General features: G+C 70.7%; 19 protein-coding genes. 15 read left to right on the forward strand and 4 right to left on the reverse strand.

Translation table 11 applies throughout. The annotated features are described in order from the left end of the window. Positions 1–30: 30 nt before the first annotated feature. The 5 genes from trpC to ABD987_RS33860 all read left to right on the forward strand — a co-directional run bounded on the left by trpC (position 31) and on the right by ABD987_RS33860 (position 4,283). On the forward strand, positions 31–840 hold the full coding sequence (gene trpC / locus ABD987_RS33840; protein ID WP_345403604.1) for an indole-3-glycerol phosphate synthase TrpC: 810 nt from the start codon (positions 31–33) through the stop codon (positions 838–840). Continuing rightward, complete coding sequence (gene trpB, locus ABD987_RS33845; RefSeq protein ID WP_425551098.1) at positions 837–2,051, forward strand: tryptophan synthase subunit beta; 1,215 nt, start codon at positions 837–839, stop codon at positions 2,049–2,051. Before trpC ends, trpB begins: the two co-directional genes overlap by 4 nt. Further along, on the forward strand, positions 2,048–2,839 hold the full coding sequence (trpA, locus tag ABD987_RS33850) for a tryptophan synthase subunit alpha (RefSeq protein ID WP_345403607.1): 792 nt from the start codon (positions 2,048–2,050) through the stop codon (positions 2,837–2,839). Before trpB ends, trpA begins: the two co-directional genes overlap by 4 nt. Before the next feature lie 121 nt (positions 2,840–2,960). Then, complete coding sequence (locus tag ABD987_RS33855; RefSeq protein ID WP_345403610.1) at positions 2,961–3,530, forward strand: Uma2 family endonuclease; 570 nt, start codon at positions 2,961–2,963, stop codon at positions 3,528–3,530. Between the two features lie 48 nt (positions 3,531–3,578). Further along, the gene (locus ABD987_RS33860) at positions 3,579–4,283 is read left to right on the forward strand and encodes a peptidoglycan recognition protein family protein (RefSeq protein WP_345403613.1); all 705 of its coding nucleotides are present in this window, start codon (positions 3,579–3,581) and stop codon (positions 4,281–4,283) included. Between the two features lie 214 nt (positions 4,284–4,497). Here the strand turns inward: ABD987_RS33860 and ABD987_RS33865 are convergent, their stop codons facing one another. Next, positions 4,498–5,877: a type I glutamate--ammonia ligase gene (locus ABD987_RS33865; protein ID WP_345403616.1), complete on the reverse strand. Its 1,380-nt coding sequence runs from the start codon at positions 5,875–5,877 to the stop codon at positions 4,498–4,500. A gap of 52 nt (positions 5,878–5,929) precedes the next feature. Between ABD987_RS33865 and ABD987_RS33870 the strand changes: the two genes are divergently transcribed. The 4 genes from ABD987_RS33870 (at position 5,930) to lgt (ending at position 10,788) form a co-directional block, all read left to right on the forward strand. Then, positions 5,930–7,369: an APC family permease gene (locus ABD987_RS33870; RefSeq protein WP_345403619.1), complete on the forward strand. Its 1,440-nt coding sequence runs from the start codon at positions 5,930–5,932 to the stop codon at positions 7,367–7,369. After that, the gene (locus ABD987_RS33875) at positions 7,366–8,508 is read left to right on the forward strand and encodes an amidohydrolase family protein (protein ID WP_345403622.1); all 1,143 of its coding nucleotides are present in this window, start codon (positions 7,366–7,368) and stop codon (positions 8,506–8,508) included. The genes ABD987_RS33870 and ABD987_RS33875 overlap by 4 nt, the downstream gene beginning before the upstream one ends. Beyond that, a complete protein-coding gene (locus tag ABD987_RS33880) occupies positions 8,505–9,689 on the forward strand; it encodes a M20 metallopeptidase family protein (RefSeq protein WP_345403625.1) in 1,185 nt (394 codons plus the stop codon). Before ABD987_RS33875 ends, ABD987_RS33880 begins: the two co-directional genes overlap by 4 nt. Positions 9,690–9,783: 94 nt before the next feature. Next, positions 9,784–10,788, forward strand: coding sequence for a prolipoprotein diacylglyceryl transferase (gene lgt / locus ABD987_RS33885; protein WP_378214338.1), 1,005 nt, complete (start codon positions 9,784–9,786; stop codon positions 10,786–10,788). A gap of 376 nt (positions 10,789–11,164) precedes the next feature. On the opposite strand, the gene ABD987_RS33890 is transcribed toward lgt, so the two are convergent. The 3 genes from ABD987_RS33890 to ABD987_RS33900 are packed head-to-tail and all read right to left on the reverse strand — an operon-like array spanning position 11,165 to position 13,722. Then, on the reverse strand, positions 11,165–11,890 hold the full coding sequence (locus ABD987_RS33890; RefSeq protein ID WP_345403631.1) for a hypothetical protein: 726 nt from the start codon (positions 11,888–11,890) through the stop codon (positions 11,165–11,167). Positions 11,891–11,916: 26 nt separating this feature from the next. Continuing rightward, on the reverse strand, positions 11,917–13,290 hold the full coding sequence (locus tag ABD987_RS33895; RefSeq protein WP_345403634.1) for a hypothetical protein: 1,374 nt from the start codon (positions 13,288–13,290) through the stop codon (positions 11,917–11,919). Positions 13,291–13,311: 21 nt separating this feature from the next. Further along, a complete protein-coding gene (locus ABD987_RS33900) occupies positions 13,312–13,722 on the reverse strand; it encodes a hypothetical protein (RefSeq protein ID WP_345403637.1) in 411 nt (136 codons plus the stop codon). A gap of 412 nt (positions 13,723–14,134) precedes the next feature. Between ABD987_RS33900 and gltB the strand changes: the two genes are divergently transcribed. The 6 genes from gltB (at position 14,135) to ABD987_RS33930 (ending at position 25,536) form a co-directional block, all read left to right on the forward strand. Beyond that, positions 14,135–18,694 (forward strand): glutamate synthase large subunit, encoded by a 4,560-nt coding sequence (gltB, locus tag ABD987_RS33905; protein WP_345403640.1) that lies wholly within the window; start codon positions 14,135–14,137, stop codon positions 18,692–18,694. Between the two features lie 68 nt (positions 18,695–18,762). Continuing rightward, positions 18,763–20,271: a glutamate synthase subunit beta gene (locus ABD987_RS33910; RefSeq protein WP_345403643.1), complete on the forward strand. Its 1,509-nt coding sequence runs from the start codon at positions 18,763–18,765 to the stop codon at positions 20,269–20,271. Between the two features lie 262 nt (positions 20,272–20,533). Next, entirely contained in the window at positions 20,534–21,472 is a 939-nt protein-coding gene (locus tag ABD987_RS33915; protein ID WP_345403646.1) for a trypsin-like serine peptidase, read from the forward strand. A 92-nt stretch (positions 21,473–21,564) separates the two neighbouring features. Next, entirely contained in the window at positions 21,565–22,962 is a 1,398-nt protein-coding gene (locus tag ABD987_RS33920) for an alpha/beta hydrolase (RefSeq protein WP_345403649.1), read from the forward strand. Positions 22,963–23,050: 88 nt separating this feature from the next. Next, positions 23,051–24,442, forward strand: coding sequence for a class II 3-deoxy-7-phosphoheptulonate synthase (locus ABD987_RS33925; protein WP_345403652.1), 1,392 nt, complete (start codon positions 23,051–23,053; stop codon positions 24,440–24,442). A gap of 308 nt (positions 24,443–24,750) precedes the next feature. Continuing rightward, entirely contained in the window at positions 24,751–25,536 is a 786-nt protein-coding gene (locus ABD987_RS33930) for a transposase family protein (RefSeq protein WP_345404008.1), read from the forward strand. The last annotated feature ends 16 nt before the right edge of the window (positions 25,537–25,552 follow it).

Below are 25,552 nucleotides of genomic sequence, written 5' to 3' on the forward strand. Positions count from 1 at the left end.
GGTGGGTGCGGTAGTGGCCGGGGGCGGCCAGTGAGCGTGCTCGAAGACATTGTCGCCGGAGTGCGGGAGGACCTCGCCCAGCGCGAGGCCGCGCTGCCGTTCGACGAGCTGAAGGCCCGCGCGGCCAAGGCGGCGGCGCCGCGGGACGCGCTGTCCGCGCTGCGCGAGTCCGGTATCGGCGTGATCGCCGAGGTGAAGCGGCGCAGCCCCTCCAAGGGTGCGCTCGCGGACATCCCCGACCCCGCGTCGCTGGCGAAGGACTACGAGGACGGCGGCGCGCGGGTGATCAGCGTGCTGACCGAGCAGCGGCGGTTCGGCGGCTCGCTCGCCGATCTCGACGCGGTGCGAGCCGCGGTCGACGTTCCCGTGCTGCGCAAGGACTTCATCGTCAGCCCGTACCAGGTGCACGAGGCCAGGCTGCACGGCGCCGACATGGTGCTGCTGATCGTGGCCGCGCTGGAGCAGAACGCGCTGGAGGCGCTGCTCGACCGCGTCGAATCCCTCGGGATGACCGCGCTGGTGGAGATCCACAACGCCGAGGAGGCCGACCGCGCGCTGGAGGCGGGTGCCAAGGTCATCGGCGTCAACGCGCGCAACCTGCACACCCTCGAGGTGGACCGGGACGTGTTCTCCCGGCTCGCACCCGGCCTGCCGATGGACGTCTACAAGGTCGCCGAGTCCGGCGTCCGCGGTCCCGGTGACCTGATGTCCTACGCCGGGCACGGTGCGGACGCGGTCCTGGTCGGCGAGGGCCTGGTCGCCTCCGGCGACCCGAAGGGCTCGCTGGTCAAGCTGGTCACCGCCGGATCGCACCCCGCCTGCCCGAGGCCGTCGCGGTGACCGACGAGCAGCGCGGGGAGCACGATCCGGACGAGCGCGGGTACTACGGGCCCTACGGCGGCCGCTTCATGCCGGAGGCGCTGATCGGCGTCGTCGACGAAGTGGCCGCCGAGTACGACAAGGCCCGGCACGACCCGGAGTTCGTGGCGGAGCTCAAGCGCCTGCTCAAGGACTACGCGGGCCGCCCCTCGCTGCTCACCGAGGCGAAGCGCTTCGGCGAGCACGCCGGGGGCGCGCGGATCTTCCTCAAGCGCGAGGACCTCAACCACACCGGCTCGCACAAGATCAACAACGTCCTCGGCCAGGCGCTGCTCACCAAGCGGATGGGCAAGAAGCGGGTCATCGCCGAGACCGGGGCCGGGCAGCACGGGGTGGCCACCGCCACCGCCTGCGCGCTGCTCGACCTGGACTGCGTGGTCTACATGGGCGAGGTCGACACCGAGCGGCAGGCGCTGAACGTGGCGCGGATGAAGCTGCTCGGCGCCGAGGTCGTCGCGGTCAAGACGGGCTCGCGCACGCTGAAGGACGCGATCAACGAGGCGCTGCGCGACTGGGTCACCAACGCCGACACGACGCACTACCTGTTCGGCACCGCGGCCGGGCCCGCGCCGTTCCCGACCATGGTCCGGAACTTCCATCACGTCATCGGCCAGGAGGCCCGCGAGCAGATCCTGGCGCTGGCCGGGCGGCTGCCGGACGTCGTCGCCGCGTGCGTCGGCGGCGGGTCCAACGCCATCGGGATCTTCTCGGGGTTCTACGACGACCCCGGGGTCCGGCTGGTCGGGCTGGAGCCCGGCGGCGAGGGCGTCGAGACCGGGCGGCACGGCGCCACCCTGACCAAGGGCAGCCCCGGCAACCTGCACGGCGCGATGTCGTACCTGCTGCAGGACGAGGACGGCCAGACCATCGAATCGCACTCGATCTCGGCGGGCCTGGACTACCCGGGCGTCGGTCCCGAGCACGCGTGGCTCAAGGACAGTGCCCGCGCCGAGTACCGGCCGGTCACCGACGCGGAGGCGATGGACGCGTTCCGGCTGCTGTCGCGGACCGAGGGGATCATCCCGGCGATCGAGTCGGCGCACGCACTGGCCGGCGCGATCGAGCTGGGCAGGGAACTGGGCCCGGACGGCCTGATCGTGGTCAACCTCTCCGGTCGCGGGGACAAGGACATGGACACCGCGGCCAAGTACTTCGGACTGGTGAACGAGTGAGCGGGCTGGACGACGTTTTCGCGCGGACACGCGCCGAGGGTCGCGCGGCGCTGGTCGGCTACCTGCCCGCCGGGTTCCCGACGGTCGAGGGCTCGAAGGATCTGCTCGCCGCCACCGTCGAAGGCGGCGCGGACCTGGTCGAGGTCGGCGTCCCGTACACGGACCCGGTGATGGACGGCCCGACCATCCAGGCCGCCGCGGAGACGGCGCTGTCCGGCGGTTTCCGGCTCAAGCACCTCTTCGAGGTCGTCGAGGCGGTGTCCGCGCGCGGCGGCAAGGCCGTCGTGATGACGTACTGGAACCCCGTGCACCGCTACGGTGTCGACGCCTTCGCACGGGACCTCGCGGCGGCGGGCGGGCTGGGCATGATCACCCCGGACCTCATCCCAGACGAGGCGGGGGAGTGGATGGCGGCCTCGGCCGCGCACGGCCTCGACCGGATCTTCCTGGTCGCGCCGTCCTCCTCGGAGGAGCGCATCGCGAAGACCGTCGGCGCGTCGTCCGGCTTCGTCTACGCCACCGCGGTGATGGGCGTGACCGGCGCCCGTGACCAGGTCGGCGTGCACGCCGAGGACCTCGTCCGCCGCACCCGCGCGCACACCGGGCTGCCGATCGGCGTCGGTCTCGGCGTCCGCTCCGGTGCGCAGGCCGCGCAGGTGGCCGGGTTCGCCGACGCGGTGATCGTCGGCTCCGCGCTGGTCACGGCCGCGTCCTCGGGCGCGGACAGTGTGCGCGCGCTGTCGGCCGAGCTGGCCGAAGGCGTCCGGAAGGCACCCGCCTCCGCCTGAGCGTCCAAAACTGTCGGTGCCCATCGGCATACTCCCCGTGTGGTTGTTTCAGAGGGGGAGGACCGGAAATGTCACACCCGGCGACGACGGTTACGGCGAATACGGGCGGAGGTGAACTACCATGGCAGTCTCCATTGACAGGGGGCGCGAGATGGCCGGCACGGACAACAGCTGGACTCTTGACGATGTGCTCGCCCTGCCTGAGGACCAGACGACGGGCCAGCGTGTCGAGCTGGTCGACGGGGCACTGCTCGTGAGCCCCTGGCCACGAGTCGGACACCAGCGGATGCTTTCGACGCTGCAACGCCAGCTCCACCCGGTCGTTCCCTCGGTGCTGGAAATGCTTCCCGGGGTGAACATCGTCCTCGGCCACCGGGGTGACCGGCTGGTCGTGCCGGATCTGGTGATCAGCAGGGACCCCGGTTTCGAGGGTGTCTACCTGACCGAGGACCAGGTGTTCCTGGTGTGCGAGATCGAGTCCCGGTCGACGAAGCTCAAGGACCGGACGCTCAAACGCGCGCTGTACGCCGAGGGGCGGATCCCGTACTACCTGCTGGTCGACCCGGTCGAGGAACCTCCGGCGGCCACGTTGTTCGCGTTGTCCGGTGAGGACTACGAGCCGATCGCGAAGAGCGAGGGCGGGCGGCTCGAGCTGAGCAGGCCGTTCGTGGCGAGCATCGACCTGGCCTGACCCGGCGTTTGTACGGAAGGTGTACGCCGGGCGCGCAGCCTGGGCGGCATGACCTTCGACTCTGGTGCTGCGTTCTCAGCGGGAAAGCGTGCTTCGAACGGTGGAGACCTGCCCCGGCGTTCCTTCCTCCGTGGCGCCGCCGGGTTCACCGTCGCGAGTGCCGCGGGGCTGTTGCTGCCCGGGATGGCGGACGCCGCCCCGGCGCCGCCGCGTGTCTACGGGTGCGCGGAGTGGGGTGCGCGGCCGCCGTCCGATCCGCTCGTCACCCTCAACCACCGCGCGAACCGCATTCTCATCCACCACATCGACAGCGCCAACAGCACCGACTACTCGCTGGCACACGCGTTCCAGGTGGCCAGGGACGATCAGCACGACCACATGGACAACAACCACTGGTCCGACACCGGCCAGCACTTCACCGTCAGCCGGGGTGGGTACCGGCTGGAGGGGCGGCACGGCAGCCTCGACGCGCTGCGTGCCGGGAACAGGATGATCCGCGCCGCGCACTGCCCTGGGCAGAACGACAACGCGATCGGGATCGAGAACGAGGGCACCTACATGACGGTCGAACCGCCCGCGGCGCAATGGAAATCGCTGGTGGTGTTCTGCGCCTACATCTGCCGGCAGTACGGCATCCCGGTGGCGGAGATCAAGGGGCACCGCGACTTCTACAACACCGACTGTCCCGGCGACCGGCTCTACGCGAAACTTCCCCAGCTGCGCAAGGAAGTCGCCGCCGCCCTCGCCGCGTGACACCCCGAGCCGCCGTGTGCCGTCAAGGCCACCTTACCGGCGCCCGACGCCCGTAAGGTGGCCTTGACGGCATTTGTGTCCACTGTGGATACCTGCTCGCGGGTGCGCCCCAGGGTGGCGGTGGGGGCAAGGAGCGGAGCACCCAATGTGGCGTTCGGTGCGTTGAGCGCACCCAATGCCCCATGGGGGCGTTGGGCGAGCCGTCGGAGTGGCGTCAGTGGATCCAGCGCATCGCGGCGGTCAGTTCCGCCGCGCCCGCGCCGGAGAACTCGGCGAGTTCGCCGCGGCGGATGTCCATCAGCGTCGTCGCGAGTTCCTCGCCGAACCCGGCCCACAGCGCTTTGTCCGCCTCGAACGCGGTGACGGCTTCGGCCAGCGACGAAGGCAGCCGGGTGATCCCGCGTGCCGCGCGGTCTTCCTTGGTGAGGGTGGCGGGGTCGACGTCCAGTGGTTCCGGCAGCCGGGCGTCCTCGGCGATCCCGGCCAGCCCGGCGAACAGCAGCGCGGCGACCACCAGGTACGGGTTCGCGGTGAGGTCGAAGCATTTGACCTCCAGGTTCGCCGCCGTGTCGCGCTGCCCGGCGGCGCCGCGGATCATGCGCAGCGGCGTTTCCCGGTTCTCCAGCCCCCAGGCGCGGAACGCCCCGGTCCACAGCTGCGGTGCGAGCCGGAGGTAGCTGATCACCGACGGCGCCCCGATCGCCAGCAGCGCGGGCAGCCGGTCGAGGATGCCCGCGCCGAACGCCTCGGCGGCCGGGGTCAGCCCGAACCGGCGGTCCCCGCCCGCGCACAGGTTGCGGCCGCCCTCCCAGACGCTCAGGTGCACGTGCCCGCCGTTGCCGACGTCCTCCGGCGAGAACTTCGGCGAGAACGACGCGCGCAGGCCGAACCGGGTGCTCACGGCGCGGATGGTTTCGCGTGTGAGCACCGCGGTGTCGGCCGCCCGCACCGGGTCGGCCGCGGCCACCGAAAGCTCGAACTGGCCGGGCGCGTACTCCGGGTGGATCTGCTCCATCGCAACGCCCTGTTCGTCCAAAGTGGACACCAGGGTGCGGAGATAGTCGCCCTGCTGGGAAATCCGGGTGAAGCCGTAGGCGGGGCCGCTGGTGGCCGAGCGTGGGTCCGAGGGCGCGGATTCGTCGGTCGCGATCCATTCCAGTTCGAAGCTCATCCGCGCGGTGTAGCCGTGCGCGGCCAGCCGCGCGGCCGCCGTGCCGGCGAGCGCCCTGGCGTCCTGCGGGTGCGGGGCACCGTCCTGGTCGTACCTCAGTGCCGGCGCCCACGCCCAGCCGGGGCGGCACGCGAGCGGGGTGAGCGCGTCGAGATCGGGGTGCAGCCGGAGGTCGCCGACCGGGCCGAGGGAATAGGTGCCGGGCACGATCGTGTCCGTGCAGAGGAAGAAGTCGAAGGAGTTCGACGCGCCGACGCCCCAGGCCGCCGTGGAAGCCAGCTTCGCCACCGGGACGGCTTTCGATCGCAGGACACCGCTGTTGTCCACGAACGTCAGCGCCACCAGCTCCGTTCCCGCGCGGCGCAACCGGTCCGCGGCGGCTTCTCCGCGCGCGGAAAGCGCGGCCCGATCGAGCTGGCTCATCCTGCCCCCACCGTGTACGACTTGGAGATCTTCACGAAGCGAGGTGGGCATCGTGTCAGACGTCGCCGGAAACCGTCCAGCGCTGCGCCGTTCGCTGTCGGTCTGGCAGGCCGTCGGGCTGTCGGTCGCCCTGATGGCCCCGAGCATGGCCGCCAGCATCAACCCGCAGCAGACCGCGTCCGCCGCCGGGCGCGCGGTGCCGCTCGCGTTCCTGCTGTCCGGGATCGGGGTCCTGCTCGTCGCCTACGGTTTCGTGCGGCTGTGCCAGTACTACCAGCACGCCGGCTCGGTCTACGCCTTCGTCGGCGCGACGCTCGGCCCGCGCGCCGGGGTGGTCGCCGGTATCGGGCTGCTCGGCACCTACACCTGCTACGCCGTCGTGACCAGCTCCGCCGCGGGCACGCTCGGCACCGCCTTCCTCGCGCACACCGGGATCTGGCCGGAGCCGCCGTCGTGGGGCCCGTTCGTGCTCACCGGTGTCGCGCTGGCCGGGGCGTGGCTGCTGGCGGTGGTGCCCGCGCGGCGCGGCACCGGCACGCTGCTCGTCGTCGAGGGCGCGACGATCGCGCTGATCCTGCTGGTCACCGTGGTCGTGGCGGTCCGGCTGATCGCGGGTTCCGCGCCGGGCGGCGGCCGGTTCGACCTCGGCGTGTTCACCTACACCCCCGGCACGGGACTGTCCGGGGTGTTCCTCGGCGCGGTGTTCGGGTTCCTGTCCTTCGCCGGGTTCGAGGCGGCGGCGACGCTGGGGGAGGAGACCCGTGACCCGCGCCGGGCCATCCCGCGCGCGATCCTCGGGACGGCGATCTTCGGCGGTGTGTACTTCGTCGTGGTCACCGCGGTCGAGATGATGGCGTTCGGCTCGGACGCGGACGCGTTCCGGCAGTCGTCTTCGCTGCTCGGCGACCTCGGCAGCCGGTTCGTCGGCCCGTGGGCGGGCGACGTCATCAGCGCCGGGGCCGCGATCAGCGCGTTCGGCTGCTGCCTCGCCTGCGTCGTCGGCGGCTCGCGGCTGTTGTTCGCACTGGGCCGGGACGCGTTCGGTGGGCGCGCGGTCGGCCGGATGTCCGCGCAGGGGACTCCCGCCGTGGCGGCGACGACGGTAACTCTGGCAGCGGCGCTGGTCATCGTCGGCTGCGCGGTGTTCTTCGGGGCCACCGCCGCCGACACGTTCGCCTGGGCGGGTTCGGTCGGCACGTTGATCCTGCTGATCAGCTATCTGCTCACCACGGTCGGCGCGATCCTGCTGCTGTTCGTGCGCAGGCGGATGCGGGTACCGCGCCGGCAGCTGGTGTTCCCGCTCGGCGCGCTCGCGTTGCTCGGCCACACCGTCTACGTCACCGTGATCCCGTACCCGTCGAGCGGCCCGGCCCGGTGGTTCCCGGTGATCGCGGGCGCGGTGCTGGTGGCCGCGGTGGTGATCGTGCTCGCCGCGCCCGGATATGCCCGTAGGGTGGGGGAAAGGCTGGCGGTGGCCGGAGGGGAGCGATGACCGAACTGCTGCCGTTCGTGGCGGACCTGCCCCTGGTGGATCACCACTGTCACGGTGTGGTCACCCACGATCTGGACCGTATGGGGTTCGAGCGGATGCTCACCGAGGCCGACACCGTGTCCCCGCTGGGCACGAGCCTGTTCGACTCGCTGATCGGGCTCGCCGTGCGGGCGCGGTGCGCGCCGGTGCTGGACCTGCCCCGGCACGCGCCGGCCGACGACTACCTCGCCCGCCGCGCCGAACTGGGCGCGGCCGAGGTCAACCGGCGGTTCCTGCGGAGCACCGGGATCACCCGGTTCCTGCTCGACGGCGGGTTCCTGCCCGAGCCGCTCACCACGACCGGCGAGTTCGCGGCGCTCGCGGGGAGCCCGGCCGAGGACATCGTGCGGTTGGAACAGGTGGCCGAGGACGTCGTGCGCGCCGGGACCGGCGCCGAGGGGTTCGCCGCGGAATTCGCGGGCGAACTGGCGAAGCGCACCGCGAACGCCGTCGGGGTCAAGTCGATCGCCGCCTACCGGGTCGGCCTGGAACTGTCCGGCGAGCGGCCGTCGCCGGGCGAGGTCACGGCGGCGGCCGGGCGCTGGCTCGCCCGCGTCGAGGCGGGGGAGCCGGTCCGGCTCGCCGACGAGGTGCTGCACCGGTTCCTGATCTGGTCGGGTATCGACGCCGGGCTCCCGGTGCAGTTCCACGTCGGCTACGGCGATTCCGATGTGGACCTGCACCGCTGCGACCCGTTGCTGCTGACCGGGCTGCTGCGGGCGACCCGGGCGAGCGGGGTGCCGATCCTGCTGCTGCACAACTATCCGTTCCACCGCAACGCCGCCTATCTCGCGCAGGTCTTCGAGCACGTGTTCGTGGACACGGGACTGATCACGCACAACGCCGGGTTCCGCGCACCGGCCGTGCTCGCCGAGGTCCTGGAGCTGGTGCCGTTCGGCAAGCTGCTGTTCTCGACCGACGCGTTCGGGCTCGCCGAGCTGTACCATCTCGGCGCGGCACTGTTCCGGCAAGGGCTTTCGGACTTCCTGCACGGCGCGCTCGCCGCGGCCGCACTGTCCGAAGTGGACGCGATCCGGCTGGCGGCGCTGGCCGGCCATGAAAACGCCGCGCGTGTGTACGGTTTGGAGGGACGCGGGTGAGCGAGCTGTGGGAGCGGTGGCGGCGGGCCGTCGCGGACGAACTGCCCGCGGCGGTCGAGCTGCGGCACCGGGTGCACGCCGATCCGCGCGGCTCGGGCGACGAGGAGGACACCGCCAGGCTCGTCGCCGAGGCGCTGGGCGCCGGTGAAGGGATCCGGGTCGCGAAGACCGGGCGCGCGATCCCGGTGCCGGGCACGGGGGACGGCGCCGCGGTGGCGCTGCGCGCTGAACTCGACGCGTTGCCCGTGCTCGAACGCACCGGTGCCGGCTGGGCCGCGGAGAACGGCCTGATGCACGCCTGCGGGCACGACGTCCACCTCGCGGCGCTGGTCGCGGTGTGCCGGGCGGCGGCGCGGATCGGGGTCCCGCGGCCGATCCTGGCGGTGCTGCAGCCGCGTGAGGAGACCTCGCCGTCCGGGGCGCTGGACGTCGTCGGGTCCGGGGTGCTCGCCGAGTACCGGGTCGACGCGGTGATCGGCGCGCATGTGCAGCCGCGCCTCGCCGAGGGCGTGGTCTCGGCCGCGCCGGGCCCGGTCAACGCCTCGACCGACGAGTTCGAGGTGGTCATGCACGGTCAGGGCGGGCACGCCGGGTACCCGCATCTGCTGCGCGATCCGGTCCTGGCGCTGAGCCAGCTGGTGGTGAGCCTGCAGCAGCTCGCGAGCCGCCGGGTGGACCCGGTGTTCGGCGCGGTGTGCTCGATCGGCCGGATCCGGGCCGGGACCGCGGCGAACGTGGTGCCGAACCAGGCGAGCGCGTTCGGTTCGCTGCGGCTGATGCGCGCGCAGGACCGCGACCGGGCGCTCGACGGGCTCGCGGAGATCGTGCACGGGACCGCGCGGGCGCACGGCTGCACCGCGGAGCTGCGGATCAGCCCGTGCGAACCGGTGCTGCACAACGATCCGGCGCTGGCGGCCGGTGCCCGGCGGTGGCTGCTGCTCGGGCAGTCCGAAGTGGACGTCGAGTTCCGGTCCTTCGGCGCCGACGACTTCGCGCACTACTGTGCTACCGGGGACGGCGAGGGCACCAGGGGGCTGATGATGTTCGTCGGCCTCGGGGACACCGCCGGGGCGCCGAGCCTGCACGACGAGCGGTTCCTGCCCGGTGACGGCGCCGTCGCGCAGGTGGCGGGCGCGCTGGTCGCGGGGTACCTCGCCGCGCTGGACGCCCGCGAACCGTGACGCGTGGTGAACACCGCGTGACCGAACGGCGGCTCCTGGACGGCACCCACCCGGTACGCGCTACGGTGACCTCGTGTATTCCGCCTCGGCATTCGTGCTCGCCACCATCCCCAGCCCCGATCGGGGCGTCTGGCACCTGGGGCCCATCCCGATCCGCGCGTACGCGCTGTGCATCATCGCCGGCATCATCGTGGCGATCTGGTGGGGTGAGCGGCGCTGGGTGGCCCGGGGCGGCACGAAGGGCACGGTCATCGACGTCGCGGTGTTCGCGGTGCCGTTCGGCCTGGTCGGCGGGCGGTTGTACCACGTCATCACGGACAACCAGCTGTACTTCGGGCCGGGGAAGAACCCGCTCAACGCGCTGAAGATCTGGGACGGCGGCCTCGGCATCTGGGGCGCGGTCGCGCTCGGCGCGGTCGGCGCGCTGATCGCCTGCCGCCGCAAGGGGATCCCGCTGCCGGCGATGGCGGACGCGGTCGCGCCGGGCATCGTCGTCGCGCAGGCGATCGGCAGGCTCGGGAACTACTTCAACCAGGAGCTCTACGGCGCGCACACGACGTTGCCGTGGGGCCTGGAGATCTACCAGCGTTTCAACCCGGACAACCCCGACGACCTGCTCAACGGCGTGGCGGTGGGCCACATCCCGCTGCCCGACAGCCCGGTGCACCCGACCTTCCTCTACGAGCTGATCTGGAACCTCGGCGTCGCGCTGCTGGTCGTCTGGGCGGACCGGAAGTTCAAGCTGGGCCACGGCCGCGCGTTCGCGCTGTACGTCGCCGGGTACACCGCGGGCCGCTGCTGGATCGAGCTGATGCGGACGGACAACGCGAACCACATCCTCGGCCTGCGGGTCAACGTGTGGACCTCGATCCTGATGTTCGCCGGGGCCGTCATCTACTTCGTCGTCGCCGCGAAGCGGGGCCCGCGTGAGGCGCCGGAGGCCCTCGTGGGCAACCAGCCCGCTTCCGGCACGGACGCGTCGACGCCGGAAGGTGCCACTGAACGGGAACATGCGGACGTCGCCGCCGACAACGGGGACTCCGCGTCCCCGGCCGCGAGTTCGCCAGGGGACGAGAAGAAGCCCGAAGGCCAGTCCTAGCCGAGAGCATTCCCGAGGAGTGCCGTGAAGGCCCCCTTACCGGCACTGAGCGCCGGTAAGGGGGCCTTCACGGCATGTCGGGGAGTAGGGCCTTCGCGGGTCCACAAAGGACGGTTGGCGCGGTGTCCCGAACGCGTCGGTGGGGACCTGTCATTTGTGGGCGCGCTTCGTCAGCGTGGCGTGGTGCCCGAGGGACGCCCTGGTTGCGTTGGATGCACCAAGGGCGTCCCTCGCTGCGTTGGATGCACTGAAGGCGTCCCTCGGCACGACCGGGCCCAGCGGCAGGAGACTCGATGTTCCGAACGCTCCGTTCGGGAGGTTCGGCGTCTCGTACGCTCCGTTCGGGACACGCCGTGCCGCCGGAACGCCGGGAAGATCAGCCGCGCAGGTGATCGCCGCCGCTGAAGTAGTCGTCATCGTCGACCGGCGACGACTCGGACCGCCGTGGCGCGCGCCGCGGCTGCTCCGGCGCGGGACGGCTCGGCGGCGCCGGACGCGACGGCGGAGGCGGCGCGGGCTCCTCGTCGGCGAGCGGGTCGGCGTAGTAGTCCTCGTCCGCCACCGGCCTCGGCCGCGCGGGAGGTGCCGGGGGCGGCGGAGGCGTGGGCGGGCTCGGCGGCGGTGGCTCCCGGTGCGTGGCCGGGGGCGCGTCCTGGGCCGGGGTGGTGAGCGGCCCGGACAGCGGATCGCCGGTGGCGCCGCCGCTCCTGGCCTCGATCACCTCGTCCAGGGTGGCGCCCTCCTGGAACGCCTTGAAGGTCTCACGCGCGCCGCCGCCGAGTTTCGCCCCGGCGAGCCTGCGCACGTCCGGGTCGGCGAACGCGCGGCCCTCGGCGACGTCCTTCCAGGACAGTTCGCCCGCGTCCACCTTGCGCTTGACGAGCCGCAGTTCGGCGGGCGCGTCGGGCTTCGACGCGGCCGCCTTCAGCGCCTCCTGCTGTTCCGGCGAGGAGGTGAGGTTCGCGGGCGGGATCTGGACCTTGTCGATTTCCTTGAGCAGGTCCCGGGATTTCGCCAGCGAACGGTCCAAATCGGACTCCGCCTCGCGGATCTCCTTGGTCTTCCACGAATCTTCCGGCGCCACGCCGGACGGTGAACTCATCGGTCGCTCCTACTCGCCCGAGCCGGTCAGCGTTTGCATTTGGGGCACTTACCCGACTTGAGTGCCGAGCCGCATCTGGTGCACCTGTTCTTGGTGCGGCACGTGGGGCAGAGGTGGGAAGAGCCCCAGTCGCCCGTCTTGCCGCACTTGGTGCACTTGCTGGCCGACTTGTCGTTGGGCGGCGTCTTGTCGCACTGGGGACACTTGCCGTGGGACAGTTTGGTGCCGCATTTCCTGCATTCGCCACTCTGCGGAGGGTGACAGCGCAGGCACCTGCCCTTGCCGACCGGAGCGCCGCACCTCGAGCACCTGGGGCCGACATCGCAGTTCCCGCACTTGCCGTTGGCGCGCTTGCCGCCGCATTTGGGGCACTTTTCCTCGGTGTGCGGCGGTTTTTCGTCCGATCCGGACGGCGTCGTGTCGTCGCCACCACGGCTCGGCGGTGGATCGTTGTCCTCGCGCCGTTTCGGCGGGGGCTGCGGGTCGTCCCCGCCGCCGTCGCCGGAGGGCGCCGTGGTGCCTCCGTCGTCGCCGGACGGGGCCGTCGTGTCGCCACCCTTACCGGTGACAATGTCCTTGATCTGCTTCAGCTGCGAGCCGATGTTCTGGATCGACTCCCACAGCTGCTGGACCTTGCCGATGATGTCCTCGATCATCTGGATCACGCTGAGGATCAGGTTCAGCAGCTGGAACGCTCGCCAGACGGTGGTCACCTCGGCGACCCAGCCCACGACCGGGACACAGGCCTTGGCGGCGATTTCGAGCAGCGTGTCGATGAGCTTCGCCAGCAGGTCCAGTGCCTTCGCGGCGAGCTTGCGCGAGCCGTCGGCCAGTGCGTCGAAGCCCTTCCCGATGGCTTTGGCGATCCCGGCCTCGGCCATCAGCCCGGCTCGCCAGCCGACGTTCACGTACGTCGCGTGTGCCGTCGAGGACGGCCCTTCCCAGTGCTCGCCGACGATCTCGGCGTTGCGCACCATGACCTCGGAAAACTGCTTCATCGCGTCCGCGATGGTCCGCCACGCCTCGGCGTCCGAGGCGATCTTGGTGAAGTCGCCGGTGATCGGCTTGATGACGAGGTCGATCAGGCTTTCCCCGGCGATCTCCTGGAACACCCAGTCGACCATCCGGACCTTGACGTCGGCGTCGGCCAGCAGCGACTCGATGTCGCCCGAGGCGTCGGTCGCGGGTGGTTCCAGCAGGGCGATGACGCCGCTGCCGTCGTCGAGGCCGTACGCGCCCTGTCCGCCCGGCGGCGACTCCGGCTTCGGGGTCGCGTCGGGAAGCTGGGGAAGGTGTCTTTCCTTGCCCTTCTTGTCCTTGTGCTCGTCCTCGTGTCCTTTTTGCTGCTTCTTCCGGTCCGGATGCTTGTCGTGTCCCGGCCCTCCATGGTGTTTGGCCACGGACCCCCTCCTTAGCAGTACTTAGTAGACCGGCTCGTGTGAGCGACGGGACGGGCCGTCCTCCGGCGCGGCGGCGATCTGCTTGTCCAGCTCCCGCAGCAGGGCCTCGAGCCGCTTCACGACGCTGTCTTCGTGCACCTGGTAGCGCTGCGCGGCGTCGGTGATGCCGGCGGCCATCGAGGCCAGCCGCTCGTGCCCGAACCTGAGCGTCTCGTCGTAGAGCGAGCCGACCAGGTCGACCACCGGCCGCAGCACCATGAACAGCCCGGTGAAGCCGGACTTGTCGCAGGCGGTGGTGTGCAGGTATTCGCTGATGCTCGTGATGACCGAATGCAGTGCCTTGAGGTTCTCCGCGTAGGCACGCAACACTTCCGGGTCGATCCGGACGGGCTTCCCGCCCGCTCCACCGCCACTGGCCGGTCTGCTGGTCATGAAAGATCCCCTCGTATCTCCCGCCGTGCCGAACACGTGGACACACGGTCCGCGAACACTATGCCACCAGACGGTCACCGCTCGTGGGCGGTTCGGGGAAGTCGCTGATCGTGACGGTGCGGGAGCGCGTGGTACGGGCGGCTCCCGGCGGGCGGCCCGCGTGCCGCCGCAGTAAACTCGGGGTGGGCCTGCGGGCATATACTTAGCGGAGCCAACTACCGTGACGCCATCAGGAACTATGTCGTTCCGCGCAGCCAGATCGTTACCGTTCCTCGCTGTCCGGGGCACTCCGAACGGATGCCGGCATGTTTCCTAGGTGTTAAAGTCGCGTCAACGAGCGGGCCATCGTCGTCCCGTGCGCACCATTTCGGCCGGTTTTCCGGCCATCGCACGACGACGAAGGAGGTCCTTCATGATCTTCTCCGCCATTCCCGGCAAGCAGGGTCTTTACGACCCGGAGACCGAGCAGGACTCCTGCGGTGTGGCCATGGTGGCCGACATCCGCGGGCGCCGTTCGCACGGCATCGTCACCGACGGTCTCTCCGCGCTGACCAACCTCGACCACCGCGGCGCCGCGGGCGCCGAACCCACGAGCGGGGACGGCGCGGGCATCCTGGTGCAGCTTCCCGACGAGCTGCTCCGGGCCGAGGCGGGGTTCGCGCTGCCGGAACCGGACGGAACAGGGCAGCACCGCTACGCGGCGGGGATCGCCTTCCTGCCCGCGGACGACGACCAGCGCCGCAAGGCGGTGGCGCTGGTGGAACGCGTCGCCGCCGAGGAGGGCCTGGACGTGCTCGGCTGGCGCGAGGTGCCGGTCGACGCGGACCGGGCGGGCCTCGGGCCGACGGCGCGTTCGGTGATGCCGCACTTCTCGATGCTGTTCGTCACCGACCACGGCGCCGCCACGGCCGGGGTCGAACTGGACCGCCTGGCCTTCTGCCTGCGCAAGCGCGTCGAGCACGAGAGCCGCAACGCCGACTGCGGCACGTACTTCCCGTCGCTGTCCTCACGGACGATCGTCTACAAGGGCATGGTCACCCCCGGTCAGCTGCCCGCGTTCTTCGCCGACCTCACCGACGAGCGGCTGGCGAGCGCGATCGCGCTGGTGCACTCCCGCTTCTCCACCAACACCTTCCCGTCGTGGCCGCTGGCGCACCCGTTCCGGTTCGTCGCGCACAACGGCGAGATCAACACCATCCGCGGCAACCGCAACCGGATGCGGGCCCGCGAGGCGCTGCTCGAATCGGACCTGATCCCCGGCGACCTGACCCGGCTGTTCCCGATCTGCTCCGCCGACGCCTCGGACTCCGCCTCGTTCGACGAGGTGCTGGAGCTGCTGCACCTCGGCGGCCGGTCGCTGCCGCACGCGGTGCTGATGATGATCCCGGAGGCGTGGGAGAACCACTCCACAATGGACGCCGAGCGCCGCGCGTTCTACAAGTTCCACGCGAGCCTGATGGAGCCGTGGGACGGCCCGGCGTGCGTCACCTTCACCGACGGCAGCCTGGTCGGCGCCGTGCTCGACCGCAACGGTCTCCGCCCGGCCCGATGGTGGCGCACCGCCGACGACCGTGTCGTGCTGGCCAGTGAGGCCGGCGTGCTCGACGTCGCGCCCGAGGACGTCGTCGCGAAGGGGCGGCTCAAGCCGGGCCGGATGTTCCTGGTGGACACCGTCGAAGGCCGGATCGTCGACGACGGCGAGATCAAGTCCGCGCTCGCGCGCGAGCTCCCGTACGAGGGCTGGCTGCACGCCGGCCTGCTCAAGATCGCCGAGCTGCCCGACCGCGACCACGTCGTGCAGAGCCACGACTCCGTGCTGCGGCGCCAGCTTTCCTTCGGCTACACCGAGGAGGAGCTGAAGATCCTGCTCGCGCCGATGGCCGCCAAGGGCGCCGAGCCGATCGGGTCGATGGGCTCGGACACCCCGCCCGCGGTGCTGTCGAAGCGGTCGCGGCTGCTCTACGACTACTTCAAGCAGAACTTCGCGCAGGTGACCAACCCGCCGCTGGACGCGATCCGCGAGGAACTGGTCACCTGCATGGCGCGGATCATGGGCCCGGAGCGGAACCTGCTCACCCCGGGACCCGCGTCGTGCCGCCACATCAAGCTGCCGTACCCGGTGATCGACAACGACGAGCTGGCGAAGCTCATCCACATCAACGACGACGGGGATCTTCCCGGCTTCGCCTGCAGCGTCCTTTCCGGACTGTACGAAGTGGATGGTGGCGCGGAAGCGCTCGCCGACGCGATCGAACGGGTCCGGCGCGAGGCGTCCGAGGCCATCGCGGCGGGCGCGCGCACGCTGGTGCTGTCCGACCGCGACTCGGACCACCGGATGGCGCCGATCCCGTCGCTGCTGCTGGTGTCCGCGGTGCACCACCACCTGGTGCGCACCAAGGAAAGGCTGCGGGTCGCTCTCGTCGTGGAGACCGGCGACGCGCGCGAGGTGCACCACATCGCGCTGCTGCTCGGCTACGGCGCCGCCGCGGTCAACCCGTACCTGGCCTTCGAGACGATCGAGGACATGATCAGCCAGGGCGCCGTGACCGGCATCGAGCCCGGCAAGGCGGTCCGGAACTACGTCCAGGCGCTCGTCAAGGGTGTCCTCAAGATCATGTCCAAGATGGGCATCTCGACCGTCGGCGCCTACACCGCCGCGCAGGTCTTCGAATCCCTTGGCCTGCACCAGGATCTGCTCGACGAGTACTTCACCGGGACCTCGTCCAAGCTCGGCGGTGTCGGCCTCGGCGTGCTCGCCGAGGAGGTCGCGGTGCGGCATCGCCGCGCCTACCCGGAAAACCCGACCGACCGGGTCCACCGTGGACTCGACACCGGCGGTGAGTACGCCTACCGCCGCGAGGGCGAACTGCACCTGTTCACCCCGGAGACGGTGTTTCTCCTGCAGCACGCGACCAAGACCGGCCGCGAGGAGGTGTACCGCCAGTACTCCGACGAGGTGCACCGGCTCTACCGCGAGGGTGGCGCGCTGCGCGGGCTGTTCTCCTTCCGTGACGGCGAGCGCGCGCCCGTGCCGCTGGACGAGGTCGAGTCCGCCGAGTCGATCCTCAAGCGGTTCAACACCGGCGCGATGTCCTACGGCTCGATCTCGGCCGAGTCGCACGAGACCCTCGCGATCGCGATGAACCAGATCGGCGGCCGCTCCAACACCGGCGAGGGCGGCGAAGACCCGGATCGGTTGCACGATCCGCGCCGGCGCAGCGCGATCAAGCAGGTCGCGAGTGGACGGTTCGGGGTCACCAGCGAGTACCTGGTCAACGCCGACGACATCCAGATCAAGATGGCGCAGGGCGCGAAGCCCGGCGAGGGCGGCCAGCTGCCGCCGAACAAGGTGTACCCGTGGATCGCGCGCACCCGGCACTCCACGCCCGGCGTCGGGCTGATTTCGCCGCCGCCGCACCACGACATCTACTCCATCGAGGACCTGGCGCAGCTGATCCACGACCTCAAGAACGCCAACGAGCAGGCTCGCGTCCACGTGAAGCTGGTGTCCTCGCTGGGAGTCGGGACGGTCGCGGCAGGCGTGTCCAAGGCACACGCCGACGTGGTGCTCATCTCCGGCCACGACGGTGGCACCGGCGCCTCGCCGATGAACTCGCTCAAGCACGCCGGGACACCGTGGGAGATCGGGCTCGCCGAAACGCAGCAGACGTTGCTGCTCAACGGTTTGCGCGACCGGATCACGGTGCAGGTGGACGGCGCCATGAAGACCGGGCGCGACGTCGTCATCGCGGCGCTGCTCGGCGCCGAGGAGTACGGGTTCGCGACGGCCCCCCTCGTCGTCGCGGGCTGTGTGATGATGCGGGTGTGTCATCTGGACACCTGCCCGGTCGGGATCGCGACGCAGAGCCCCGAACTGCGCAAGCGCTACACCGGACAGGCCGAGCACGTGGTGAGCTTCTTCCGGTTCGTCGCCGAGGAGGTCCGGGAAACGCTTGCGGCGCTGGGCTTCCGCACACTGGACGAGGCGATCGGGCACGCCGAGCTGCTGGACACCGACGCGGCCGTCGAGCACTGGAAGGCCTCGGGCCTCGACCTGGCGCCGATCTTCGAGATGCCGTCCGAAACCCCTTACGGTGGCGCGAAGCGGCGCACCCGGGGCCAGGACCACGGGCTGGAACACGCGCTGGACCGCACGCTCATCCAGCTCGCCGAGGCGGCGCTGGAGGACGCGCATCCGGTCCGGCTGGAGCTGCCGGTGCGCAACGTGAACCGGACCGTCGGCACGTTGCTCGGCTCGGAGATCACCCGCCGCTACGGCGGTGAAGGGTTGCCCGAGGACACGATCCACGTGCTGCTGACCGGTTCGGCGGGGCAGTCGCTCGGCGCGTTCCTGCCGCGCGGCATCACCCTCGACATGGTCGGCGACGCGAACGACTACGTCGGCAAGGGCCTGTCCGGCGGGCGGATCGTGGTCCGGCCGGATCCGGCGGCGAAGTTCGCGGCCGAGCGGCAGACCATCGCGGGCAACACCCTCGCGTACGGCGCGACGAGCGGGGAGATGTTCCTGCGCGGCCAGGTCGGCGAACGGTTCTGCGTGCGCAACTCGGGCGCGCTGGTGGTCGCCGAGGGCGTCGGCGATCACGCGTTCGAGTACATGACCGGCGGCCAGGCCGTGGTGCTCGGGCCGACCGGCCGCAACCTCGCGGCCGGGATGTCCGGCGGCGTCGCGTACGTACTCGACGTCGACCGGGGCAAGGTCAACCACGACATGGTGGACCTGCTCAAGCCGGGCGCGGAGGATCTCGCCTGGCTCAGGAAGACCGTGCAGAAACACTACGACCTCACCCGGTCCGCGGTGGCCGCGTCGCTGCTCGGCGACTGGCCGCGGCGCTCGGCGGCGTTCACCAAGGTGATGCCGAGGGACTACCAGCGGGTGATGGATGCGGCGAAGGCAGCGAAGGCTTCGGGTCGCAATGTCGATGAGGCGATCATGGAGGCGGCTCGTGGCTGACAATGGGCGAAGCTCCGGCTACGACCGCCGACCGGGTGCGGGTGTCCCGCAAGACACGGAGGCGGCTCGTGGCTGATCCGACTGGGTTTCTCAATCACAAAAGGGAAGAACCGCAGAAGAAGTCCAAAGAGGACCGTCTGGCGTCGTGGGGTGAGGTCTACGCGGACCTCGAATCCGGCGAGCGCAACGAACAGGTCCGGACGCAGGCTTCGCGCTGTATGGACTGCGGCATCCCGTTCTGTCACTCCGGTGGTTCCGGTTGCCCACTGGGCAATCTGATCCCGGAGTGGAACGACCTGGTCCGCCGGGGCGACTGGTCCGCGGCCAGCGACCGGCTGCACGCGACCAACAACTTCCCCGAGTTCACCGGGAAGCTGTGCCCGGCGCCGTGCGAGGCGGGCTGCGTGCTGTCCATCTCGCCGCTTTCCGGCGGGCCGGTCGCGATCAAGCGCGTCGAGGCCACGATCGCCGACCAGTCCTGGGAAGCCGGTTACGTGCAGCCACAGGTGTCCGAAGTGGCCAGTGGGCAGCGCGTGGCCGTGGTGGGGTCCGGCCCGGCCGGGCTCGCCGCCGCGCAGCAGCTGACGCGGGCCGGGCACGAGGTCACCGTGTTCGAGCGGGACGACCGCCTCGGCGGGCTGCTGCGCTACGGCATCCCCGAGTTCAAGATGGAGAAGAAGGTCCTCGACCGGCGGCTGGCGCAGCTGAAGAAGGAGGGCACCCGGTTCGTCACCGGCTGTGAGGTCGGCGTCGATCTGACGGTGGAGGAACTGCGCGAGCAGTACGACGCCGTGGTGCTCGCGGTCGGCGCGCTGCGCGGCCGCGACGACCGGACCACGCCGGGCCGCGAGCTGTCCGGGATCCACCTGGCGATGGAACACCTGGTGCCCGCCAACCGGTACGTCGAGGGCGACGGGCCGTCGCCGATCGACGCCGAGGGCAAGCACGTGGTGATCATCGGCGGTGGCGACACCGGCGCCGACTCCTACGGCACCGCGACCCGGCAGGGCGCGCTTTCGGTGACCCAGCTGGACCAGTACCCGACCCCACCGTCCACAAGGGACGACGACCGGTCGCCGTGGCCGACCTGGCCCTACATCCTGCGCACCTACCCGGCGCACGAGGAGGCCGGTGAGCGTCGCTTCGCGGTGGCGGTCAAGCGGTTCGTCGGCGACGACGAAGGCCGGGTGAAGGCGATCGAGCTGCAACAGGTGCGGGTGCACAAGGACCGCGAGACTGGGCGGCGTGAGGTCGTCCCGGTCACCGACGAGGTCGAGACGCTGCCGGCCGACCTGGTACTGCTGGCGATCGGCTTCGAAGGTGTCGAGGAGATGCCGCTGCTCGACGGGCTCGGGCTCGGCCTGTCCCGGCGGGGCACGCTCTCCTGCGGTGCCGACTGGCAGACCTCGGCCCCGGGCGTGTTCGTCTGCGGCGACGCGCACCGCGGCGCGTCGCTGGTGGTGTGGGCGATCGCGGAGGGCCGTTCGGTGGCCCACGCCGTCGACGCCTATCTGACCGGCGCGTCGGACCTGCCCGCCCCGGTGCACCCGACCGCCCTGCCCCTGGCCGTCGTGTAGGTCCGGCTCGCAAACGCCCCAATGTGGCATTGGGTGCGTTGGACGCAGCGAATGTGGCGTTCGGTGCGTTGGACGCACCGAACGCCACATTGGGGCGCTCGTCCGCCGCGAGAACCCCGCCGTGTTGGACCGGATGCCGGGGCCGGTGCCGCCGAACGGCGGCTGCCCGTTTGTGAACCGGGAACTACTTTCGAGTAGCTGTGCCTTTCCGTGGAAAGTGTCACAGCGGCCACAGTTCACTTTCGCGGGAAGTGAGGCGTCCATGAAACGAACCGTCCGAGCAGCAGTTCTCACCGCGATCACCGGCCTGACGATGACCGTCCTCGGCGCACCCGCCGACGCGACGCCAGGGCCCGCCGTCCACGCGGCGGCCGACACCCCGGCCAAGGCGAAGGCCGTCGCCGGGCGCTGGACCGCCGAGGCGATGCGATCCGCCATCCCGCTCGACAAACTCCTCCAGGCACCGACCGGCGTCTTCAAGGACGTCGCGAAGGGACTCGGCACCGTCATCCCGCGGAGCGTGCCGAACGGCGGCGGCGCGTGGACCGGCGGCGGCAAGGTGACCAAGACGGCCGGACGCGTGTTCTTCACCTTCAACGGCCGCAAGGCATCCTGCTCCGGCGACGCGGTCACGAGCGCGAACGCCAGTGTCGTGGTCACCGCCGGGCACTGCGTGAAGTACCAGGGCACCTGGCACACCGACTGGGTCTTCGTGCCCGGCTACGACAACGGCAACGCGCCCTACGGCCAGTGGACCGCGAAGAAGACGCTCACCACCCCGCAGTGGGAGGCGAGCGAGGACATGAACTACGACGTCGGCATGGCGGTGGTCAACCCGCTCGACGGTAAGCGTCTCACCGACGTCGTCGGGGCCCAGGGCATCGCGTTCAACCAGGCACGCAACCAGACGATGTACACCTTCGGCTACCCGGCGGCGGCGCCCTACGACGGCACGAAGCTGATCTACTGCAGCGGGCCGACGATCACCGACTTCCTGCTGACCCAGGACCACGGCATGTCGTGCAATATGACCGGTGGGTCGAGCGGAGGACCGTGGTTCCTGAACTTCGACGAGGCCACCGGCACCGGCGTGCAGGCCTCGGTGAACAGCTTCGGCTACACCTTCCTGCCCAACACGATGTTCGGGCCGTACTTCGGCGCGGACGCGCAGACGCTGTACGGCAAGGCACAGGCGGCCTGACCGCCGAAGCCGCGGTTCAGCCCACGGGTTGAGCCGCGGCTTCATGCCGGGGTCCGACGCGCGGGCAGGGCCGGTGCGCGACGCTGAGGGGCATGCGAAAAACGTTGGTACTACTGGCCTTTGTCCCGCTCGTGACGGCCGTTCCTGTCGCGAACGCCGAGGTGTCGAGTCTCAAGTGGACAACGCCGTGCCCGGACTACGGCCTGCCCCAGTCCCCGACCGCCGGGCTGGAATGCGCGAAACTGCGCGTTCCGCTCGACTACGCCGATCCCGGCGGGCGGACCATCGAACTCACGATCTCCCGTCACGCCGGCCCCGACCCGGCGAAACGACGTGGTGTCCTGCTGATGAACCCGGGAGGTCCCGGCGGGCCCGGACTGCCGATGCCCGCGCAGCTGATGGCGCGGCTCGGCTCCTCGGGGCTGCCCGAGGCCTACGACGTGATCGGGTTCGACCCGCGTGGCGTCGGCTACAGCACCCCGGTGACCTGCGGCATGGCTGCGGACCAGCGAGGGGCGATCATCGGCCCCTACGCGAACGGGCCGCGGGACGTCGCCGAAACCGCCGTCAAGGCCAGGGCGGTGGCCCGCCAGTGCGCCGCCGCGCCGACGGCGGACCTGCTGCCGCACATGACCACCGCGAACACCGCGCGTGACCTGGACCGGATCCGGGCGGCGCTGGGCGAGCGCACGATCTCCTACTACGGGTCCTCCTACGGTACGTATCTCGGCGCCGCGTACGCCTCGATGTTCCCCGCCAAGACCGACCGGTTCGTGCTGGACAGCGTCACCGGGCCGCACGGGGGCGTGCGGTCGCAGCGGCGGTTCGCCGAGGGTTTCGACGACCGGCTGCCGGACTTCGCCGCGTGGGCGGCGGCCCGCGACGACGTCTACCACCTCGGCCGGACACCTTCGGCGGTGATCGCGAAGTTCGACGAACTGGCCGCCGTCCGCGGCCCGGAGTTCCGGGCGCGTACCTGGACCGCGTTCTACGACGACGCGAACTTCCCGGCGCTGGCCGCGGACTGGGCGGGGGAGGCCGCCGTCCGGGCTGGCGGCCCGCTCGACGGGGACAACCACGCGGCCCTGCAGTTGCAGGTCGAGTGCAACGACACCGACTGGCCCGCCGACGTCGGCTACTACCAGCGGGCGGTCGAGCGGGAGCGGGTGACGCACCCGAGGTTCGGGCCCGCGGCGGCGAACGTGAACCCGTGCGCGTTCTGGCCGGTGGAGCGCGCCGAACCGCCGGTGCGCGTCGGCGGGCCGGGGCCGAGGAACCTGCTGCTCGTGCAGAACCTGCGTGACCCGGCGACGCCGTTGTCCGGTGCGCAGGACATGCGCGTGGCACTGGGCGGCCGGGCCACCATGACGACCGTGGACCAGGGCGGGCACGGTGTGTTCCCCAAGCGCAACGCCTGCGCGAACGAGGTCGTGCTGCGTTATCTGCTGCGTGGCGTGCTCCCGGCGCGCGACGGTTCCTGCCCGGCCTGATCCGGCGGGGGCACGCCGGAGGTCACCCGGTGTGTCCCCCTTGGCGGGTTCCTCCCCGGTGACGCGGGCCCCGTCTTATGCTGGTCGGGTGAACTGGACTGTGGATGTTCCCGTCGACACGCTCCCCGAACTGCCTCCGCTGCCGCCGGAGCTGCGTGCGCGGCTGGACACCGCACTCGCCCGGCCCGCGGCCCAGCAGCCCGAGTGGCCCGACCCCGAGCTGACCAACCGGGTCCGCGGCGTGCTGGAGAGTGTGCCGCCGATCACCGTGCCCGCCGAGATCGACCGGCTCAAGAGCAGGCTCGCGATGGTCGCCCGCGGCGAGGCGTTCCTGCTCCAGGGCGGTGACTGCGCGGAGACGTTCGAGTCCAACACCGAGCCGCACATCCGCGCCAACCTCCGCACGCTGCTGCAGATGGCCGTCGTGCTCACCTACGGCGCGAGCCTGCCGGTGATCAAGGTCGGGCGCATCGCCGGGCAGTACGCGAAGCCCCGCTCGGCCGCCACCGACGCGCTGGGCCTGCCGGTCTACCGCGGCGACATCATCAACTCGCTGGTCGCCAAGCCCGAGCTGCGCGTGCCGGACCCGGGCCGGATGATCCGCGCCTACGCGAACGCGGGCGCCGCGATGAACCTGGTCCGCGCGCTGACCGGCGCGGGCATGGCCGACCTGCACCAGGTGCACGACTGGAACAAGGACTTCGTGTCCTCCTCGCCGGCGGGGGAGCGGTACGAGGCGCTGGCCGCCGAGATCGACCGCGGCCTGCGGTTCATGAACGCCTGCGGCGTCACCGACACCTCGCTGCACTCGACCGAGATCTTCGCCAGCCACGAGGCGCTGCTGCTCGACTACGAGCGCTCGCTGCTGCGGCTGGACAACGCCGACGCGACGAACCCGAAGCTGTACAACCTCTCGTCGCACTTCCTGTGGATCGGGGAGCGCACCCGCCAGCTCGACGGCGCGCACATCGCCTTCGCCGAGCTGCTGTCGAACCCGATCGGCCTCAAGATCGGCCCGACCACCACGCCGGAGATGGCCGTGGAGTACGTCGAGCGGCTCGACCCGCGCAACGAGCCCGGCAGGCTGACGCTGATCTCGCGGATGGGCAACGGCAAGGTCCGCGAGGCGCTGCCCGGCATCGTGGAGAAGGTCGAGGCCACCGGGCACAAGGTCATCTGGCAGTGCGACCCGATGCACGGCAACACGCACGAGTCGTCCACCGGCTACAAGACCCGGCACTTCGACCGCATCGTCGACGAGGTCCAGGGCTTCTTCGAGGTGCACAACAAGCTGGGCACCTACCCCGGCGGCATCCACGTCGAGCTGACCGGCGAGGACGTCACCGAATGCCTCGGCGGCGCCCAGGAGATCTCCGACGTCGACCTGTCCGGCCGCTACGAGACCGCGTGCGACCCGCGGCTCAACACCCAGCAGTCGCTGGAACTGGCTTTCCTCGTCGCCGAAATGCTCCGCGGCTGAGTTTCCGGCCGTCATGCGCCCCAATGTGGCGTTCGGTGCGTTGGATGCACCGAACGCCACATTGGGTGCGTTGGACGCACCCAATGCCACATTGGGCTTTTTTCATCCTGTTGGTGCTGGTGGGGTGGGGTTGATGGTGCTGGGAGTGGTTGTGCTGTAACGGGTTTGCTGGGTTGCCTGCCGGTGGTGTGGGAACGTGGTGGAGCCCCCCGGATGTTGATCAAGTCGTGACTCAAGAATCCACGTCCGGGGGCTCCGCTCCCACTGTCTCACAGCAGGTCGTCGCTTCTTATCGCAGTGCGTTGCCGGTGTCGGCGGCCACGATCGCGATGTTGACCGGGTTGATCAGCCGGCGTCGTCGTGTGATCGGGTCGCGGTGGCGCAAGGTGTCGGCGGCCGAGCAGGCGGTGCTGGTGCTGGCGATGCTGCGCCATGACCAGCGGCTGCTGGACTTGTCCCGCGCCAACGCGGTGTCGGCCTCCACGATCCGTCGCTGGCTGCTGGAGACCATCCGGCTGCTCGCGGACCGGGCGCCCCGGCTGGACCGGGCGCTGCGGCGGTTGGTCGCCCGGGGTGCGGTGGTGGTGCTGGCCGATGGCACCCTGATCCGCACCCGTCGCCGCACCGGCACCGACAATCGCCGCAACTACAGCGGTAAACACAAACACCACGGCCTCAACGTGCAGGGCCTGACCGACGAGCACGGACGGCTGGTGTGGGTCTCGGCGGTGCTGGAAGGCAAGACCGCCGATATCCGTGCCGCCCGCCACCACCGGCTACGCGACCGCATCCACGCCCACGGCCTGACCCCCGCCGCCGACAAGGGATACCAGGGCTGGCACAAAGACGTCCGTGACACCCCCGACTGCGAGCATTGCGACGGTCCGTGTGAGCAGGTCGTGCTCACCCCCTACAAGGCTGAGGCGAACCGGCCGTTGACCGACGCGCAGAAACGCGCGAACAGCGTGTTCAACGCGATGCGCTGCCAGGTTTTGAGGGCGGCTTCGCCGCCCTCAAAACCTGGCGCATCCTCGACAAACTCCGCATGGCACCCCGCCACGCCACCACCCTCATCCGCGCCATCCTCGTCCTGACCCAGCACGAACACCA

The organism is Amycolatopsis samaneae (assembly GCF_039541975.1).
In the GTDB taxonomy this organism is placed as follows: Bacteria; Actinomycetota; Actinomycetes; order Mycobacteriales; family Pseudonocardiaceae; genus Amycolatopsis; species Amycolatopsis samaneae.